The sequence below is a fragment of the Solimonas sp. K1W22B-7 genome (genome assembly GCF_003428335.1).
Classification (GTDB): domain Bacteria; phylum Pseudomonadota; class Gammaproteobacteria; order Nevskiales; family Nevskiaceae; genus Solimonas_A.
In genome coordinates this window covers 3736850-3752906 of record NZ_CP031704.1, presented here as the reverse complement: position 1 = coordinate 3752906, position 16057 = coordinate 3736850, and the positions used below count along the sequence as shown (strand labels likewise).

Here is a 16057-nt window from a genome sequence, read left to right as displayed (position 1 = left end):
TTTGACCCCCTCCTTCAGGTGGTAGCAATCAGGGCCTGCGCCGGACCCAGCCGCGGGCCGTCGATCGCCGCCAGCGCCAGCTGTTCCGAGCCGGCGTGGCTGATCTGCAGCACGGCGGTCAGCAGGGTGGCGTCACCGTCGGCCACCGCGTCCACCACCTCGCCCACGGCCTGGCCGTCGCCGGCGGCGTCGTAGACCGGTTCGCCGGGTTTTGCGGCCACCGCGGCGCGCAGCAGGAACATGCGGCGCTTGAGCTGCCCCAGGTAATGCAGGCGCGCGACGATTTCCTGGCCGGTGTAGCAGCCCTTGTTGAAGCTGATGCCGCCCAGCGCGTCGAGATTGGCCATCTGCGGCACGAACATCTCGCGGGTTTCGGCGTAGACCGTGGGCACGCCGGCCCGCAGGTCGGCACGGCGCCAGGCTTCGAAGCCCGCCGCCGGCAGCGACTCGAGCCCGGCGACCGGGCCGTGTACCGACCAGCGCGGTTCCGCGCCGAGGCGGCGGATCACCACCACGCCGTCCCTGGATGCGCTCTGCATCGGTTCCTGCGGCAGCGGCAGGCCCAGGGATTCGAGCCAGCCGGCGGCGGATTCGCCGACCAGGCCGGTGGCGGGCAGCTCGGCCGTGCAGTCCTGCAGCGTGACCTTGGAGCGCAGCACGAACATGCGCAGGCGCTTGAGTGTCGGTTCAGCGACGCTGCGATGCAGTTCCAGGAGGGTGTCATTGCCGTGCCGGAACAGCGCCAGCACCGCGAGCATGCGTCCCTTGGGGTTGCTATAGGAGGAGAGCTGCGCACGGTTCTCATTCACCAGGCGCGTGTCATTGCTCAGCTGCCCCTGCAAAAAGCTTTCTGTATCCGCGCCTTGCACGCGGATATAAACGAGTTCATCGAGTGGAATACGAGCGTTCACAGGAAATTCACGTTGCGGTGCACAAGAGAAGTTTGTCACACTATTGCGGCTTTGCAGCCCAGAAATGTCCGTGTCGCATTCGACTGATCCAAATATCGCCGGCAGCATCAAGCCGGATGACGTGGTTTCCCTCGCGGAACTGCTGGAGAAGACGCAGCCTGCGGCGGATCAGGCGGCAGAGCAGGATCCGGAGCCGGCGCCCGAGGTGGGTGGCCGTCGCGACGGCCCTGACCCCACGCGCTACGGCGACTGGGAAAAGAACGGCCGCTGTATCGACTTCTGAGTTTCCACTCAGTTCACGTCCCGGAATTGGGAGCCGGAATGACAATGAAAACACCCGCGGACAATCGTCCCCTGTCACCTTTCATGCTGGGGCAGTATTACCGCTTCCAGTGGACCTCTCTGCTCTCGATCATCCACCGCGTCACCGGTGTGGGCCTCAGCGTGGGTACGCTGCTGGTCGCCGCCTGGCTGATCGCCCTGGCCATGGGCCCCGAGACCTACAGGCAGTTCGCCGTGCACCTCACCGCCTGGTACGGGCAGGTGCTGCTGTTCGGCTGGAGCTGGGCCCTGATGTATCACCTGGGCAACGGCATCCGCCACCTGTTCTGGGACATCGGCTGGGGCTTCGACCTCAAGACCGCCGCGCGCAGCGGCTACGCCGTGGTCGCCGCCTCCCTGCTGCTGACGGTCGCGGCATGGGCCGTGGCCTACTTCCTCTAAGGAGCCGACGATGAGCCTGCGTTCTCCCCTGAGCCGCGCCCGCGGCCTCGGTTCCGCCAAGGACGGCGTCCATCACTTCTGGGTGCAGCGCGTGTCCGCCGTTGCCCTGATCCCGCTGACGCTGTGGTTCGTGTTCTCGCTGGCGCAGCTGGCCGGCGGCGACTACTACGCCGTGCGCCACTGGGTGTCGGCGCCGAGCGTCGCGATCGTGCTGGTGCTGTTCCTCCTCACCATGCTGTACCACTCCGCGCTGGGCGTGCAGGTGGTCATCGAGGACTACGTGCACCACGAGGGCCTCAAGCTGCTGTCGCTGATGGGCCAGAAGTTCCTCCACGCCATCGTCGCCGCCGCCAGCGTCTACGCCGTCCTGCGCGTCGCGCTGTAATTCCGGGATAACAAGAATGTCCGCATACGAGATCGTTCATCACGAATACGACGCCATCGTCGTCGGAGCCGGCGGCGCCGGCCTGCGCGCGACCCTGGGCCTGGCCGAAGCCGGCCTGAAGACGGCCAACATCACCAAGCTGTTCCCGACGCGCTCGCACACCGTGGCGGCGCAGGGCGGCATCTCCGCCGCGCTGTCCAACATGGGCAAGGACGACTGGCGCTGGCACTTCTACGACACCGTCAAGGGTTCCGACTGGCTCGGCGACCAGGACGCGATCGAGTACATGACGCGCGAGGCCATCCCCGCGATCATCGAGCTCGAGCACTACGGCGTGCCGTTCTCGCGGACCAAGGAAGGCAAGATCTACCAGCGTCCGTTCGGCGGCATGACCACCGATTTCGGCAAGGGCCCGCCGGCCCAGCGCACCTGTGCCGCCGCCGACCGCACCGGCCACGCCATGCTGCACACGCTGTACCAGCAGAGCCTGAAGTGCCGCGCGCAGTTCTTCATCGAGTTCTTCGCGCTGGACCTGCTGATGGACGAGGACGGCTCCTGCCACGGCGTACTCGCCTGGGAGCTGGCCACCGGCAAGCTGCACCGCTTCCGCGCCCACCAGACGATCCTGGCCACCGGCGGCTACGGCCGCGCCTACTTCTCGGCCACCTCGGCCCATACCTGCACCGGCGACGGCAACGCCATGGTGCTGCGTGCCGGCCTGCCGCTGCAGGATCTCGAGTTCGTGCAGTTCCACCCCACCGGCATCTACGGCTCCGGCTGCCTGATCACCGAGGGTGCGCGTGGCGAGGGCGGTTACCTTACCAACCAGAAGGGTGAGCGCTTCATGGAGCGCTATGCCCCGTCCGTGAAGGACCTGGCGCCGCGCGACATGGTGAGCCGCGCCATGGCGACCGAAATCCGCGAAGGCCGCGGCGTCGGTTCCGAGGCCGATCACATCCACCTGCATCTGGAGCACCTCGGTCCCGAGGTGCTGCACCAGCGCCTGCCGGGCATCTCCGAGTCGGCCAGGACCTTTGCCGGCGTCGACGTCACCAAGGAGCCGATCCCGGTCGTGCCGACGGTGCACTACAACATGGGCGGCATCCCGACGCTGTACACCGGCGAAGTGGTGACCCTGAAGAACGGCAATCCCGATTCCGTGGTGCCGGGCATGATGGCCGTGGGCGAAGCCGCCTGCGTGTCGGTGCACGGCGCCAACCGCCTGGGCTCCAACTCGCTGCTCGACCTGGTGGTGTTCGGCCGCGCTGCCGCGATCCAGGCCGCCAAGCTGGTCAAGTCGGGCACCACGCACCGCAAGATCTCCGGCGCTTCCGAAGAGAAGGCGCTGGCGCGTCTCGAGGGCTTCCGCAACGCCAAGGGCGGCACGCCCGCCGCGAAGATCCGCCTGGACATGCAGAAGACCATGCAGAAGCACTGCGCGGTGTTCCGCGACGGTCCGCTGATGCAGGAAGGCATCGTCAAGCTCAACGGCGTGATCGACAACTTCACCCAGGACGTCAAGGTTTCCGACCGCTCCATGATCTGGAACTCGGACCTCTGCGAGACGCTGGAACTGGACAACCTGCTGGGCCAGGCTCTGCTGACCATCGTCGGTGCCGAGAACCGCAAGGAATCGCGCGGCGCCCACGCCCGCGACGACATCCAGAAGCGCGAAGACGAGCAGTGGATGAAGCACACCGTGGCGTGGCGCACCGGCGACAAGCAGGTGAAGATCGACTACCGCCCCGTGCACATGCAGCCGCTGGACAACGACGTGGAACACATCCCGCCGGTTGCCCGCAAGTACTGATCGCTCAAGGAATCCACGTCATGGCACAGTTCTCGCTCCCGCAGAATTCCAAGATCGACAAGTCCGCCGGCAAGCACCACAAGGCTCCGGAAGGCTCGAAGAAGATCCGCAACTTCAAGATCTACCGGTATGACCCGGACACCGGCGCCAACCCGCGCATGGACACCTACGAGGTGGACATGGCCAGCTGCGGCCCGATGGTCCTGGACGCGCTGATCAAGATCAAGAACGAGGCGGACGCCACGCTGACCTTCCGCCGCTCCTGCCGTGAAGGCATCTGCGGCAGCTGCGCGATGAACATCGACGGCACCAACACGCTGGCCTGCACCAAGACCTGCGAAGAAGTGAAGGGCGAGGTGGTGATCTACCCGCTGCCGCACATGCCGGTGGTGAAGGACCTGGTCCCCGACCTGACCCACTTCTACGCCCAGCTGGCCTCGATCGAGCCCTGGCTCAAGGCCGACTCGCCGGCGCCGACGCGCGAGCGCCTGCAGTCCGAAGAGGACCGTGCCAAGCTCGACGGCCTCTACGAGTGCATCCTCTGTGCCTGCTGCACCACCAGCTGCCCGAGCTACTGGTGGAACGGTGACCGCTACCTCGGTCCGGCGATCCTGCTGCAGGCCTACCGCTGGCTGGCCGACAGCCGCGACGAGGCCACCGGTTCGCGCCTGGACGAGCTGGAAGACCCGTTCAAGCTGTACCGCTGCCACACGATCATGAACTGCGCCAAGACCTGCCCCAAGGGTCTGAACCCGGCCAAGGCGATTGCCGAAACCAAGAAGATGCTGGTGGAGCGCCGGGTCTGATCGACCTGGCCACCCACGGCGGATTCACCATGGAAGAAGGCAAGCTGCGCTGGCTGTTGCGCCGCGGCATGAAGGAACTGGACGTCCTGACGGAGCGCTATTACGCGCATCGCTGGCCCGTGGCCACGGAGGCCGAACGAGCCATCTTCATCCAGATGCTGCAAACCACCGAGGACCCGGATCTCTGGGCCTGGGCCATGGGTTACGAGCAGCCTCCCGAGATTTATGCCGATGTCGTCAAACAGCTTTGCCGCTACTACTGACCTGAACTTGCGCCCGTCCTTCCGGGCGCATCGCTTCCTGTTCATCCTGCACCTGCTGGCCCTGGCGCTGGTCCTGGCGGCGATGTCGCCTGGCTGGCCCATGATGCTGCTGGCGGCCGCCTTCGGCGCATCCTGGCTGTGGCTGCGGCGCCATGCCGCCTTCGGCTTCGGCCACCGCGCCCTGGTGCGCCTGGTGTGGCAGGCCGACGGCCAGTGGCTGGTGGTGGACAGTGCCGGCCACAAGGCCGAGGCCGACCTGCTGGGCAACAGCTGCGTGCACTCGCGGCTGATGGTGCTGAACTTCCGCCTCAAGTCCGGCAAGCGCCGCACCCGCGTGGTGCTCGGCGACGAACTGGGCGCCGACCCCCTGCGCCGCCTGCGCGCCCGCCTGATGTCCTTCGCCTGCGCGGGAGCCTGACGGCTCAGATCGTAGTTTTTAGATAGTAGATAGTGGTTAAAGCCCGCTTCCAGCGGGCTTTTTTCGTTTTCTACTATCTGCAAACCACTATCCACTATCTGTCTGCAACGCAGTTGGCATTCCCCGTGCATGCCGAATCCCAGAGGTCCGCACCAGCGTCTGGCGCGGAAAGGAAAGGGAGCTGAATCGTGATCGGGAATTCCAGATGGGACAGGGTGGGCATGCTGTTCGCCCTGGTGGCGGGGCTGGCCTATGCCGGCAGTGCGGCGGCAGAGCCGACGATGGTGGCCTTCGACCAGATCAGCGCCGGTGATACGGCCTGGATGCTGGCCTCGACGGCGCTGGTGCTGCTGATGACGATTCCGGGCCTGGCGCTGTTCTACGCCGGCATGGTGCGCAAGAAGAACGTGCTGGCGACCACGCTGCAGAGCTTCGCGGTGACCGCCCTGGTCACGGTGCTGTGGGTGGTGATCGGCTACAGCCTGGCCTTCACCCCCGGCTCCCCCTTCATCGGCAGCCTGGACCAGCTGTTCCTGGGACAGCTCAAGTACCTGAAGGAGGCCGGCCAGCTGAGCATCAGCCCGATCGCGCCGACGATCCCGGAATCGGTCTTCATCATGTACCAGCTGACCTTCGCGATCATCACGCCGGCGCTGATCACCGGCGCCTTCGCCGAGCGCATGAAGTTCGGGTCCATGCTGCTGTTCGTGGCGGCCTGGTCGCTGCTGGTCTACGCGCCGGTGGCCCACTGGGTGTGGTCGCCGGACGGCTGGCTGGCCAAGCTCGGCGCACAGGACTTTGCCGGCGGCACCGTGGTGCACATCAATGCCGGTGCCGCGGGCCTGGCCTGCGCCTACATGCTGGGCCGCCGCAGCGGCTACGGCAGCGAGCCCTTCATTCCCTACAACCTGGCGTTCACGCTGATCGGCGCCTCGCTGCTGTGGGTGGGCTGGTTCGGCTTCAACGCCGGTTCGGCGGTGGCGGCCGACGGCCGCGCCGGCATGGCGATGCTGGTCACCCAGGTGGCCACCGCCACCGCAGTGCTGACCTGGATGGGCGTGGAATGGGTGATCCGCCGGCGCGCCTCTCTGCTCGGCGCCTGTTCCGGCGCGGTCGCGGGCCTGGTGGCGATCACCCCGGCTTCCGGTTTTGTCGAGGTGCCCGGGGCGCTGGCGATCGGTGCCGCCTCCGGCATCCTCTGCTACTGGGGTGCCACCGGCCTCAAGCGCCTGCTCGGCGCGGACGACTCGCTGGACGTGTTCGGCATCCATGGTGTCGGCGGCCTGGTCGGCGCCCTGCTGACCGGCGTGTTCTCCAGCAAGGCGATCTCCGGGGCCGACGCCAGCATGGTGGTGCAGACCCTGGGTGCCTTCGCCACGCTGTTCTACAGCGCCGGCATGACCATCATGATCCTGCTGCTGATCCGCTTCACCTTCGGGCTGCGCGTCAACGGCGATGAGGAACAGGCCGGCCTCGACCTGGCCCTGCATGGCGAACGCATCGTCTAGGGCGGCGGGAGGATTCCGGCATGGCAGCAGAGGGCGGCATGTGGGGGGCTGCGCCGGTCGCGATGCGACCGGCTGCAGCTGGAACAGGAGGGTTTTCGATGACCGACGGTGACAAGCTGGCCCTGGCGACACGTCTGTACGTGCGGCTGCGGCATTGCACCGGGCGCATTACCGATGCGATGTGGATGACGCAGAACATGGAGTACGCCCGCGAGATCGTGCGCATGGCGCGCACGGGCGGCGACGACGAGCTGATGCGCCTGGCGGACCGCTTCGAGGAAGTGATGTTCGGCCGCCCCCGGGCGATGGTGGCGGCCTCGGCGACGCCCGCGAAGGGCGCGGCGGACGCGCCGGCGGCGCCGCCGGCGCTGGGGAAGTACACGGGGTCGTTGCGGTAGCGGTGATGTTGAGATTGAACCCCTCTCCCGCTTGCGGGAGAGGGGCAGGCGAGGGCATGGATGCCCGAGGTAGGGCAACGCAGGAGCAGTTGCCGAGGAGAGGGTTTCTGTAAAAGGTGGGCTAGCCAACTCCAGCGCGAGTTACAGCGCCCTCTCCCGGCCTACGGCCACCCTCTCCCGCAAGCGGGCGAGGGGACAGAAGTCAGGCGCTTTTGCGCCCCTCCAGCACCGTCGGCATCGCCCGCGCCAGCGTATGCGGATAGTCCAGCGTGTAGTGCAGGCCGCGCGATTCCTTGCGTGACAGCGCCGAGCGCACGATCAGGTCGGCGCAGACCACCAGGTTGCGCAGTTCCAGCAGGTGCGCGGTGATGCGGTAGTTGCCGTAGTACTCCTGGATCTCGCGCGCCAGCAGTTCGACGCGGTGCTGCGCGCGCTCCAGGCGCTTGGTGGTGCGCACGATGCCGACGTAGTCCCACATGAAGGTGCGCAGTTCCAGCCAGTTGTGCGACACCACGACGTCCTCGTCGGAGTCGGTGACGCGGCTTTCGTCCCAGGGCTTGAGGCCCTGCGGCAGCTCGCGCTGGTCCAGGGTCGCCAGCAGGTCCTCGGCGGCGGCGGCGGCGAACGCCAGGCATTCCAGGATCGAGTTCGAGGCCAGGCGGTTGGCGCCGTGCAGGCCGGTGCAGGCGACCTCGCCGATGGCATAGAGGCCATCGACGTCGGTGCGGGCGCGCAGGTCGGTCAGCACGCCGCCGCAGGTGAAGTGCGCGGAGGGCACCACCGGGATCGGGTCGGTGGTGATGTCCAGCCCCAGTTCGAGGCAGTGCGCGTGGATGCTGGGGAAGTGGCTCTTGATGAATTCGGGCGACTTGTGGGTGATGTCCAGCAGCACGTGGCGCAGGCCCAGGCGCTTCATTTCGTGGTCGATGGCGCGGGCGACGATGTCGCGCGGCGCCAGTTCGGCGCGCGAGTCGAAGCGCGGCATGAAGCGCTCGCCGGCCGTGCCATCCGGATTGGGCAGGCGCAGCAGCGCGCCTTCGCCGCGCAGCGCCTCGCTGATCAGGAAGTTGCGCGATTCCTCGTGGTACAGGCAGGTCGGGTGGAACTGCATGAACTCCATGTTCGACACGCGGCAGCCGGCGCGCCAGGCCATGGCGATGCCGTCGCCGGAGGCGCCGAAGGGGTTGCTGGAGTAGAGGTAGACCTGGTTGGCGCCGCCGGTGCACATCGCCACCGCCTTGGCGGCCACGGCTTCCACCTGGCCGCTCTCGCGGTCGTAGAGGTAGGCGCCCTGCACGCGCTTGCTGGCGGGGTCCACGATCAGGTCCACGCCGACGCTGCGCTCGCGCACGGTGATGCCGGGGTGGGCCGCGACCAGGGAGGCGAGGGTGGTCTCCACCGCGCGGCCGGTGGCGTCGGCGGCATGCACGATGCGCCGGTGCGAGTGGCCGCCCTCGCGCGTCAGGTGCAGGCCGCGCCCGGGGTCGTCCTCGTCGAGGGTGAACTGCACGCCCTGTTCGAGCAGCCAGTGGATGCAGGAGGGGCCGCGCTCGACGGTGAAACGCACCGCCGGCTCGTCGCAGAGGCCGGCGCCGGCCACCAGCGTGTCGGAGACGTGGTTTTCCAGGGAGTCGGCGGCGTCGAGCACCGCCGAGATGCCGCCCTGGGCCCAGAGCGTGGAGCCGGAGCTGAGCTGGCTCTTGGAGACGACGCAGACCTTGCGGCCGGCCTGGGCCAAGCGCAGGGCCAGGGACAGGCCGGCCGCACCGCTGCCGAGGACGAGGACTTCGGTATGGGACATGTGGGGGATGCTAGAATCGCAAATTCGTGTCGAAAACAGCCGCGGTCGCAGCCTTCGGGCAGACGGCCATTGATTTTGGGGTCTAACTTAGCCGTTCGCACCACCCTTGTCGAAAGGGGCGGGCGCGTGGGCCTGATGTGGAATGAGCGAAGAACTACTTGACGAACAGCTGGTCGCTCGCGCGCAACAGGGGGACAAGCGCGCCTTCGAGCTACTGGTCCGCAAGTACCAGTACAAGATCATCCAGCTGGTCGGACGACTGGTGGGCGACGGCGACGCGCCCGACGTGGCGCAGGAAACCTTCATCAAGGCCTACCGCGCGCTCAACGGCTTCAAGGGCAACAGCGCCTTCTACACCTGGCTGTACCGCATCGGCATCAATACCGCCAAGAACCACCTGGTGTCGCGCGGCCGCCGTCCGGCGGGCAGCGACATCGACATTGCCGATGCGGAACTGTACGGGCACACCGAGCATCTAAGTGATGTCGATACCCCCGAGGCCCAGCTGCTGACCGAGGAAATCAAGCAAAAGGTCGCCGAGGTGATCTCGAGCCTGCCGCCCGACCTGCGCAAGGCGATCACCTTGCGCGAGCTGGACGGCCTGTCCTACGAGGAAATCGCCGAGATCATGGAATGCCCCATCGGCACCGTGCGCTCGCGTATCTTCCGTGCCCGTGAGGCGATTGACGCCGTGATCAAGCCCTTGATCGAGTAGGAATTCCAGTCTTCATGCAAAGTGCAGCAAACCCCTTCGTCGGAACCCAGGGAACTTTTTCCCCTGGCAGCGGTTAAGCTTATATTCAGGTAGCCAGGTAGCGCCCAAATGTCTGAAGAAACCCTTTCCGCCCTGCTCGACGGCGAATGCACCCCCGCCGAGCTGGACCGGCTGCTGGACCAGCTGGATCGCTCGCCCGGGATGAAGCAGGCGTACAGCCGCCTGTGCCTGTCGCGGGAGGCGCGCGAAGGAACGCGCATCGCCAGGGACCAGGCCTGTATCTGTGCCGGCGTGATGGCGGGCCTGGACGAGGCACCGGTGCCGGCCAGCGACAAGCTGGTGGACCTGGACAGCCGCCGCGCCGGCCGCGGTGCCGTGCTGGCACGCTGGAAGCCCCTGGCTGGCTTCGCTGCCGCTGCGTCCTTCGGTGCGGCCGCCGTGCTGGTGGCCCTGCCGCAGGGTCACCAGGCTGGCAGCATTCCCGGCGGTGCCGGCGGATTCTCCCCGGCCTCGGTCACCGCCCCGGTCTCGCTGCCGCTGCCCTCGGGCCGCCCGCAGGGCCTGCGCGCGGTCTCGGCCAGCGCCGCCGAGATCCAGCAGCTGCAGGAAGATGACCTGTCGAACTACCTGATCGAACACAGCAACACCGCGGCCAGCCGCGGCATGGGCGGCACCCTGTCCTATGCCCGCTTCGCCGCGCACAACGCGGTCTACCGCCCGCAGGCGGAGGAGCAGCGCTGATGCGCAGCCGCGCCTTCCTCGGAGCACTGGCACTGGCGGCAGCCCCGGCGGCCTTTGCAGCCGACCCTGCCGATTTCCTGGTGCGGATCGGCGAGGCGGCGCGCAGCAGCAACTACCAGGGCGTGATCGTCTACCGCGGTGACGACATGCTCGAGACGATGCGTGTGACGCATCGTTTCAAGGAAGGCACGGAGCATGAGCGGGTCCAGTCCCTGAACGGCGACCTGCGCGAAATCCTGAAGGAAAACAACAAGGTCATCTGCCTGTTGCCGAAGGATCGCAAGCTCACGATGAACCTGCCGACGCCCAAGGCGCTGTTCCCGGCGCTGAGCCCGGAGCGCCTGCAGCAGATTTCCCAGGTCTACGAGTTCAAGGACCTGGGCACCGCCCGCGTTGCCGGCCGCAACTGCCAGGGCCTGGCGATCGCCCCGCGCGACCAGTTCCGCTACGGCTACGAAATCTGGGCCGACCAGCAGAGCTCGGTGCCGCTCAAGGTCAGCCTGATCGGCCGCGACGGCACGGTGCTGGAACAGATGATGTTCACCGAGATCGATTTCCCGGCGACCATCCCCGACGCGGCCTTCCGGCCGCAGCTGCGCCCCGGCGAGACGCGCCAGGTGGTGCAGATGATCGAAAACCCGCCGCTGCCCCCGGCCGGCGTGGCCAATGTGTCCGGCTCGGCCGGCCTGAAGCTGGACCGCCTGCCGCCCGGCTACCGCGTGGCCTTCCGCGAGCTGCGCCCCACCCCCAACGGGCAGGGCATGGTGGAGCACCTGGTGCTGTCGGACGGCCTGTCGGCGATCTCGGTGTTCAGCGCCCGCCGCGCCGCGCCGCCCCCCGGAGTGCAGGTGCAGGCCCAGAGCGTGTCGCAGATGGGCACGATGCACGCCTACCGCCGCATGGTCGGCAGCTTCCACGTCACCGTGGTGGGCGAGGCGCCGCAGGAGACCGTGCGCATGATCGGCGACGGCGCCAGGCCGGCCGTGACGACCAGCGTCCAGGCCGCAGCGGCGACGCCGGCGCCCTGAAACCCCTGCCGCGGTGCCCGGCCAAAGGCGGGCAAGTTTGAATTTCCTTTGATTTTCCTTTGAAATTCGCGTTGCCCCGCATTTTTGCACTGTCCGGCCCGGAGTTTTCGATGCGTATTGCCGCCCCGTCCCTGCGGCTGACCGCGGTTGCGGTCGTTGTGCTGCTGTCCGCCTGCAAGCGCGGGGAGGAGGTGGTCGGCGCGCCGGACTTCGCGGACCTGGTCGAGCAGGTGTCGCCCTCGGTGGTCAACATCAGCACCGTGGTCGCCGAACAGACCGGCGATGCCGCCGCCAGCCTGCCCAACGGCGAAAGCGAGCCGGAAAACCTGGAAGGCGCGCCCGACTGGTTCAAGAAGTTCCTGGAGGAACACCAGGGCGAGGGCGCCGAGGACGAGCCGCCGCTGGACAACACCCCGCAGTCGCTGGGCTCGGGCTTCATCCTGTGGAAGGACGGCTACGTCGTCACCAACTATCACGTGGTGCGCGACGCCAAGGAAGTGATCGTGCGCCTGCTGGATCGCCGCCAGTTTGCCGCCCAGGTGGTGGGCAGCGACGAGGCCAGCGACCTGGCGCTGCTGCGCATCGACGCCAAGGACCTGCCGGCGGTCAAGCTCGGCGACGCCAGCAAGCTGCGCCCGGGGCAATGGGTGCTGGCGATCGGCTCGCCCTTCGGCTTCGACTACTCGGTCACCGCCGGCATCGTCTCGGCCAAGGGCCGCAGCCTGATCACCGAGCAGTACGTGCCCTTCATCCAGACCGACGTCGCCATCAACCCCGGCAACTCCGGCGGCCCGCTGTTCAACCTCAAGGGCGAGGTGGTGGGCGTCAATTCGCAGATCTACTCGCAGTCCGGCGGCTACCAGGGCCTGTCGTTCTCGATCCCCATCGACGTCGCCGCCAAGGTCGCTGGCCAGCTCAAGGAGCATGGCCGGGTCAAGCGCGGCTGGCTCGGCGTGGTGGTGCAGGAGGTCGACCGCGACCTGGCGATCTCCATGAAGATGGACAAGCCCGAGGGGGCGCTGGTGGCGCGCGTGATGCCCGGCAGCCCGGCCGAGAAGGCCGGCCTGCGTGCCGGCGACATCATCCTGAGCTACAACGGCATCGAACTGGCCAGCTCCACCGCGCTGCCGCCGATGGTGGGCATCACCGATCCGGGCGAGAGCGCCGAGATCAAGCTGCTGCGCGAGGGCAAGCAGATGAGCCTCAAGGTCGCCGTGGGCGTGCTGCAGCCGGAGGCCGACCATGCCTTCAACGAGCAGGCCCCCGGCGCCAACCCGCCGGGTCCCCAGCCGGCACCGGCCAGCGGTGCCCTGGGCCTGACCGTGCGCCCGCTGACCGATGCCGAGCGCCGCGACGCCCAGCTGGGCGGCGGCGGTGTCGGCGTGATGGTCGCGGAGGCCCGCGACGGCCCTGCCGCCCGTGCCGGCGTGCGTGCCGGCGACGTGCTGCTGCAGATCAGCGGCCAGGAGGTCGGCAGCCCGGCCCGCTACGAGGAGGTGGCCCGCCGCCTGACCCCGGGCCAGACCGTGCCGCTGCTGGTGCAGCGCCGCGGTGCGCCGCTGTTCCTGGCCCTGGACGTGCCGGCGGCGCCCGGCAAGAAGCCGTGATGCCCGCCCCCGGCAGGACGCGATTGCTGCTGCTGTCGCGGCCGGGCTGCTGCCTCTGCGACGAGCTGGAGGAGGATCTGCTGGCCGAATTCGGCCCCGGGCGCTTCGAGCTGGAGCGGGCCGACGTGGACTCCCGGCCGGACTGGAAACAGGCCTATGGCCTGCGCATCCCGGTACTGCTGGGCGAATCGGGCCAGGTCCTGAGCGAAGGGCGGTTCGACCCGGAAAGGGTCGGCGCCGCCCTAGGGGCCTCGGGGGCGCTCTAGCTATATACTGCGCGGCCTCGCTGGCGGCCCATCGCCGCAATCCCCCATGAAACAAGAAAACATCCGCAATTTCTGCATCATCGCGCACATCGACCACGGCAAGTCCACGCTGGCCGATCGCTTCATCCAGCTCACCGGCGGACTCGAGCTGCGCGAGATGACCGAGCAGATCCTCGACAACAACCCGATCGAGCGCGAGCGCGGCATCACCATCAAGGCCCAGGCGGTGCAGCTGCACTACAAGGCGGCGGATGGCGAGATCTACCAGTTCAACATCATCGACACCCCGGGGCACGTCGACTTCTCCTACGAAGTCTCGCGCTCGCTGGCGGCCTGCGAGGGCGCGCTGCTGGTGGTGGATGCCTCGCAGGGCGTCGAGGCGCAGTCGGTGGCCAACTGCTACACCGCGCTGGAGCAGCGCCTGGAAGTGCTGCCGGTGCTGAACAAGGTGGACCTGCAGAACGCCGAGCCGGAACGCGTGGCGGACGAGATCGAGCAGGTCATCGGCATCAGCGCCGTGGATGCCCTGCGCATCTCCGCCAAGACCGGTCTCAACGTGCCGGCGGTGCTCGAGGCCGTGGTGCATCAGCTGCCGGCGCCCAAGGGCGACCCTGCCGGACGCCTGCAGGCGTCGATCGTCGATTCCTGGTTCGACAACTACCTGGGCGTGGTGTCGCTGGTGCGCATCGTCAACGGCTCGATCCGCAAGGGCGAGAAGATCCGCGTGATGTCCACCGGCAAGGACTACGAGATCACGATGATGGGCGTGCACTCGCCCAAGCGCGTGTTCAAGGACCAGCTGGAAACCGGCGAAGTGGGCTTCATCATCGCCGGCATCAAGGACATCTTCGGCGCCCCGGTCGGCGACACGCTGACCCGCGCCTCCGCCCCCTGCACGGACATGCTGCCGGGCTTCCAGCAGGTGCAGCCGCGCGTGTTCGCCGGCATGTTCCCGATCGACGCCGAGGACTTCGAGGATTTCCGCGAGTCGCTGCAGAAGCTGCGCCTCAACGACTCGGCGCTGCAGTTCGAGCCGGAGAACTCCACCGCGCTGGGCTTCGGCTTCCGCATCGGCTTCCTCGGCATGCTGCACATGGAGATCGTGCAGGAGCGCCTGGAGCGCGAGTACAACCTGAACCTGATCACCACCGCGCCGTCGGTGGTCTACGAAGTGCTGACCACGCAGGGCGTGACCAGCAAGGTCGACAACCCGGCGGAGCTGCCGGAGCCGGGCAACATCGACGAAATCCGCGAGCCGATCATCGTCGCCCGCGTGCTGATGCCGCCCGACTACGTCGGCCCGGTGATGCAGCTGTGCATGGAGAAGCGCGGCGTGCAGCGCAACCTGCGCTACCTCGGCTCGCAGGTGCAGCTGGAGGTGGAGATGCCGATGGCCGAGGTGGTGCTCGACTTCTTCGACCGCCTCAAGAGCGTGTCGCGCGGCTACGCCTCCTTCGAATACGAATTCCTGGAGTTCCGCGCCGCCGACCTGGTGCGCCTGGACGTGCTGGTCAACGGCGACAAGGTCGACGCGCTGGCCACCATCGTGCACCGCGAGAATTCCTACAACCGCGGCCGCGACCTCTGCGAGAAGATGCAGGAGGTCATTCATCGCCAGATGTTCGACATCGCGATCCAGGCGGCGATCGGCTCCAAGATCATTGCCCGCAGCACGGTCAAGGCGCTGCGCAAGGACGTGACCGCGAAGTGCTACGGCGGCGACGCCTCGCGCAAGCGCAAGCTCCTGGAAAAGCAGAAGGAAGGCAAGAAGCGCATGAAGCAGGTGGGCTCCGTGGAAATCCCGCAGGAAGCCTTCCTCGCCGTGCTGGGCGTGGACAAGAAAAAGTAGGGCTTTTACAGGACGACGGACCTTGGAAGATTTCCACATCGATTTCGCGGTGCTGCTGACGGCGGCGACCCTGCTCACCGGGATCGGCTGGGCCCTGAACAAGTGGGTGCTGGCGCCGCGCCGCGCCGCAGGCGTGCCGCCCAATGCCCTGGTGGACTTCTGCCAGTCCTTCTTTCCGGTGATCGCCGCGGTACTGCTGCTGCGTTCCTTCGTGGCCGAGCCCTTCCGCATCCCCTCCGGTTCGATGATCCCGACCCTGCTGGTGGGCGATTTCATCCTGGTCAACAAGTTCGCCTACGGCCTGCGCGACCCGGCCTTCCACACCAAGTTCTTCGCCAACGGCGCGCCGGCGCGCGGCGACATCGTGGTGTTCCGCTACCCGCGCGATCCCCGGCAGGACTACATCAAGCGCATCATCGGCCTGCCCGGCGACCAGATCGTCTACAAGGACAAGCGCCTGACGATCAATGGCCAGGCCATGGCCCAGGAGCCGGATGGCGCCTTCCCGGTGCAGGGTCCCCATTCGGCCGGGGTGGTCTACCGCCTGCAGGAAGACCTGGGCGGGGTCCATCACCACGTGCTGGTCGACCCGGACCGCCCGACCGATGACTTCGAATTCACCGTGCCGGCCGGGCAGTACTTCGCCATGGGCGACAATCGCGACGGCAGTTCGGACAGCCGCGTCTGGGGTACCGTGCCGGAAAGGAACCTGGTCGGAAAGGCCTTTTTCATCTGGATGAGCTGGGACAGCGTCCGCACCCGGGTCGATTTCTCGCGTATCGGAACCGTGATTAAATAGCGGCAACTCAAAGGGACAGGGAGAGGGAA

At 67.4% G+C, this 16057-nt stretch carries 18 protein-coding genes; 16 read left to right on the top strand and 2 right to left on the bottom strand.

The window, feature by feature from the left end; genetic code table 11:
* Window positions 1-14: 14 nt before the first annotated feature.
* Window positions 15-809 (bottom strand): CAF17-like 4Fe-4S cluster assembly/insertion protein YgfZ, encoded by a 795-nt coding sequence (ygfZ, locus tag D0B54_RS16840; protein ID WP_240433451.1) that lies wholly within the window; start codon window positions 807-809, stop codon window positions 15-17.
* A gap of 172 nt (window positions 810-981) precedes the next feature.
* Here ygfZ and D0B54_RS16835 point away from each other — a divergent pair, with 172 nt between their 5' ends.
* From D0B54_RS16835 to D0B54_RS16795, 9 genes are all read left to right on the top strand, one after another.
* On the top strand, window positions 982-1194 hold the full coding sequence (locus D0B54_RS16835; RefSeq protein ID WP_240433450.1) for a DUF1674 domain-containing protein: 213 nt from the start codon (window positions 982-984) through the stop codon (window positions 1192-1194).
* 44 nt (window positions 1195-1238) lie between these two features.
* Window positions 1239-1634, top strand: a complete 396-nt coding sequence (sdhC, locus tag D0B54_RS16830; RefSeq protein ID WP_240433449.1) for a succinate dehydrogenase, cytochrome b556 subunit — start codon at window positions 1239-1241, stop codon at window positions 1632-1634.
* A 10-nt stretch (window positions 1635-1644) separates the two neighbouring features.
* A complete protein-coding gene (sdhD, locus tag D0B54_RS16825; protein ID WP_117292427.1) occupies window positions 1645-2019 on the top strand; it encodes a succinate dehydrogenase, hydrophobic membrane anchor protein in 375 nt (124 codons plus the stop codon).
* Between the two features lie 16 nt (window positions 2020-2035).
* Window positions 2036-3829, top strand: coding sequence for a succinate dehydrogenase flavoprotein subunit (sdhA, locus tag D0B54_RS16820; RefSeq protein WP_117292426.1), 1794 nt, complete (start codon window positions 2036-2038; stop codon window positions 3827-3829).
* A 20-nt stretch (window positions 3830-3849) separates the two neighbouring features.
* Entirely contained in the window at window positions 3850-4635 is a 786-nt protein-coding gene (locus D0B54_RS16815) for a succinate dehydrogenase iron-sulfur subunit (protein ID WP_117292425.1), read from the top strand.
* Between the two features lie 29 nt (window positions 4636-4664).
* Window positions 4665-4898 (top strand): FAD assembly factor SdhE, encoded by a 234-nt coding sequence (locus D0B54_RS16810; protein WP_117292424.1) that lies wholly within the window; start codon window positions 4665-4667, stop codon window positions 4896-4898.
* A gap of 7 nt (window positions 4899-4905) precedes the next feature.
* On the top strand, window positions 4906-5316 hold the full coding sequence (locus D0B54_RS16805) for a protein YgfX (protein WP_117292423.1): 411 nt from the start codon (window positions 4906-4908) through the stop codon (window positions 5314-5316).
* A gap of 221 nt (window positions 5317-5537) precedes the next feature.
* On the top strand, window positions 5538-6824 hold the full coding sequence (locus tag D0B54_RS16800; protein WP_117292422.1) for an ammonium transporter: 1287 nt from the start codon (window positions 5538-5540) through the stop codon (window positions 6822-6824).
* 98 nt (window positions 6825-6922) lie between these two features.
* On the top strand, window positions 6923-7222 hold the full coding sequence (locus D0B54_RS16795; protein ID WP_117292421.1) for a hypothetical protein: 300 nt from the start codon (window positions 6923-6925) through the stop codon (window positions 7220-7222).
* Window positions 7223-7424: 202 nt separating this feature from the next.
* Here the strand turns inward: D0B54_RS16795 and nadB are convergent, their stop codons facing one another.
* Window positions 7425-9023, bottom strand: a complete 1599-nt coding sequence (gene nadB / locus D0B54_RS16790) for an L-aspartate oxidase (protein ID WP_117292420.1) — start codon at window positions 9021-9023, stop codon at window positions 7425-7427.
* A 142-nt stretch (window positions 9024-9165) separates the two neighbouring features.
* On the opposite strand from nadB, the gene rpoE reads away from it, so the two are divergent.
* From rpoE to lepB, 7 genes are all read left to right on the top strand, one after another.
* Window positions 9166-9738: an RNA polymerase sigma factor RpoE gene (gene rpoE, locus D0B54_RS16785; protein ID WP_117292419.1), complete on the top strand. Its 573-nt coding sequence runs from the start codon at window positions 9166-9168 to the stop codon at window positions 9736-9738.
* A 108-nt stretch (window positions 9739-9846) separates the two neighbouring features.
* Entirely contained in the window at window positions 9847-10479 is a 633-nt protein-coding gene (locus D0B54_RS24380; RefSeq protein WP_162932493.1) for a sigma-E factor negative regulatory protein, read from the top strand.
* Complete coding sequence (locus tag D0B54_RS16770) at window positions 10479-11507, top strand: MucB/RseB C-terminal domain-containing protein (protein WP_117292417.1); 1029 nt, start codon at window positions 10479-10481, stop codon at window positions 11505-11507. Before D0B54_RS24380 ends, D0B54_RS16770 begins: the two co-directional genes overlap by 1 nt.
* A gap of 110 nt (window positions 11508-11617) precedes the next feature.
* Window positions 11618-13114 (top strand): DegQ family serine endoprotease, encoded by a 1497-nt coding sequence (locus tag D0B54_RS16765; protein ID WP_117292416.1) that lies wholly within the window; start codon window positions 11618-11620, stop codon window positions 13112-13114.
* A complete protein-coding gene (locus D0B54_RS16760; protein WP_117292415.1) occupies window positions 13114-13380 on the top strand; it encodes a glutaredoxin family protein in 267 nt (88 codons plus the stop codon). Before D0B54_RS16765 ends, D0B54_RS16760 begins: the two co-directional genes overlap by 1 nt.
* Window positions 13381-13426: 46 nt before the next feature.
* Window positions 13427-15229: a translation elongation factor 4 gene (lepA, locus tag D0B54_RS16755; protein ID WP_117292414.1), complete on the top strand. Its 1803-nt coding sequence runs from the start codon at window positions 13427-13429 to the stop codon at window positions 15227-15229.
* 22 nt (window positions 15230-15251) lie between these two features.
* On the top strand, window positions 15252-16028 hold the full coding sequence (lepB, locus tag D0B54_RS16750) for a signal peptidase I (protein WP_117292413.1): 777 nt from the start codon (window positions 15252-15254) through the stop codon (window positions 16026-16028).
* The last annotated feature ends 29 nt before the right edge of the window (window positions 16029-16057 follow it).